Annotated in this window: 3 protein-coding genes; all 3 read right to left on the bottom strand. The window is 29.9% G+C overall.

The genetic code is table 11. The features are described from left to right. Positions 1-114: 114 nt before the first annotated feature. The gene (locus VK998_RS02520) at positions 115-879 is read right to left on the bottom strand and encodes a FliH/SctL family protein (protein WP_325225112.1); all 765 of its coding nucleotides are present in this window, start codon (positions 877-879) and stop codon (positions 115-117) included. Continuing rightward, a complete protein-coding gene (gene fliG, locus VK998_RS02515; RefSeq protein WP_325225111.1) occupies positions 872-1,876 on the bottom strand; it encodes a flagellar motor switch protein FliG in 1,005 nt (334 codons plus the stop codon). Before fliG ends, VK998_RS02520 begins: the two co-directional genes overlap by 8 nt. 12 nt (positions 1,877-1,888) lie before the next feature. Beyond that, a partial coding sequence (locus VK998_RS02510; RefSeq protein ID WP_475513924.1) for a hypothetical protein occupies positions 1,889-2,154 on the bottom strand: 266 nt, incomplete at its 5' end.

The following is a 2,154-nucleotide window of genomic DNA, read 5'->3' as shown; positions in this document are numbered from 1 at the left end:
TAGATTCTATAGTTAATCCAGTTACTTTAGTAATTTTACCAGTATATTTAATAAACCTTTTTTCATTTACCATTTTTATGTATTTTTTTAAATTTATGTTCTCTTCCATTAATATCACTCATTACTTAAAATTGAATTTAATAAATATTTTACTTCTTCCAATTGATCATTAATACTAACATCCACGCTACCTTTAGAAGTTTCCAATATACAATCTCCCTTTTTCATATCCATATTCATCCTAATATCTAATTCATCTATTAAACTAGCTTTTGATAAAATAATATCTTTAGATTTATTAACCATATCATAATCTTCTTCAGATACAATAATAGTTAATTTGTCAGATATCTCTAAATTATCAATCCCATTAAGAACTAAAGAAACTATAACTTCTTCATCTGCATCTACTTTTTTATACAGGACCTTTTCATAAATGGCTATTACAAGTTGGATTAAATCTTGTTCCAAATCTTTCAGTATAGTATTGTTTTTTTCTATATAGCTATTTTTTATCTCTAAAGCTTCCCTTATTAAGTTTTCTGAATCTTTTTCTCCTTCTCCATAACCTATTTCATAGCCATCTTTATATCCTTCATCTTTACCAACTTTAAAACCCTTATTATAACCTTCTGATTCCGACTTAGTAAATATATCTTGTGCTCTTTCATAGGCTTGATTCAATATCTCATCATGCTCATCATGGGCATTTTCAATTATCTTTTCTGCTTCTAGCTGGGCTTCTTCAATTATCTCGTTATATCGTTCTTTAGCTTCTTCTAATAGTTCTTTCTTTAAAGTTATATTTTCTAAATCTTTTTCATCATTGGATATAATATTTCTCTCTATAACCCTAAAAGATTTAATTATATTAGACAATAATTTCATCTCCTCCTCTAGGAGTTATTATTTCTCCATCTTCTTCAAGCTTTCTAATTATATTAACTATGCTTTGCTGAGCTTCCTCTATGTCACGTATACGAACTGGTCCCATAAATTCGATATCTTCTTTTATCATTTCCACTAATCTCTTACTCATATTTGAAAAAATAACTTCTTTGACTTCTTCGCTAGCACCTTTTAGAGCAACAGCCCACTGAGCATTATCAATTTCTCTAATAACTCTTTGAATACTTCTATTATCAAGTGATACAATATCTTCAAATACAAACATTCTTTTCCTGATTTCTTCACTTAATTCAGCATCCATCATATCTAATTCTTCCATAATAAACTTCTCAGTACCTCTATCTACTGTATTTAATATATCAACTACAGATTGAACACCACCAGTAGATGTAAAGTCTTGAGATAGCATACCAGAGAATTTTGTTTCTAATACTTTTTCAATCTCTTTAATAACCTCTGGGGATGTTCTGTCCATAGTTGCTATCCTCATGGTTACTTCACCTTGCTTCTCTGGAGTCAGACTAGCAAGAATTTGAGCAGACTGAAGAGGTTCTAAATAAGATAAAATTAACGCTATAGTTTGAGGATGCTCATTTTGTACATAATTTAATAACTGATTTGGATCAGCTTTTCTAATAAATTCAAAAGGTCTTACATGTAATGAGGATGTTAGTTTACTGATAATATCCACTGCTTTATCAGAGCCTAGGGCTCTTTCAAGCACTTCTTTAGCATAATTAATTCCACCTTCAGATATATATTCTTGTGCCAAAGCAATTTGATAGAAATCCTCAATCACTTGTTGTTTCTCTTCAGATGAAACCATACGCATATTAGCTATTTGCAAAGTTAACTCTTCTATCTCATCTTCATTTAAATGTTTAAATATTTCTGCAGACTTTTCTGGTCCTAAGGCAATCAATAATATTGCTGCCTTTTCCTTTCCATTAAATTGTCTTTTAATCATATTGACTCGCTCCTATTCATTCAACCAAGTTCTCAACAATTGAGCAACTGCCTCAGGTTTTTTATCAACAAATCTATCAATTTGAGCCTTTATCTTAGATTTTTCAGTCTCAAATTCTAAATCTTCTACATCATCCCTTATAGATCTTACATCTTCAATTTGACTTTCTAGTTCTTCTAGTTCTTCTAGTTCTCTTGTTTTTCTTCTTCTATAAACGATGTAGCCAGTCACAGAAGATACAGCTATTAAAGCTAATAATATAGCTAGCCAATTTAGAG

Origin of the sequence: Schnuerera sp., assembly GCF_035459645.1 — a bacterium.
GTDB lineage: Bacteria > Bacillota > Clostridia > Tissierellales > Tepidimicrobiaceae > Schnuerera.
This window is presented reverse-complemented; position numbering and strand designations above follow the sequence as displayed.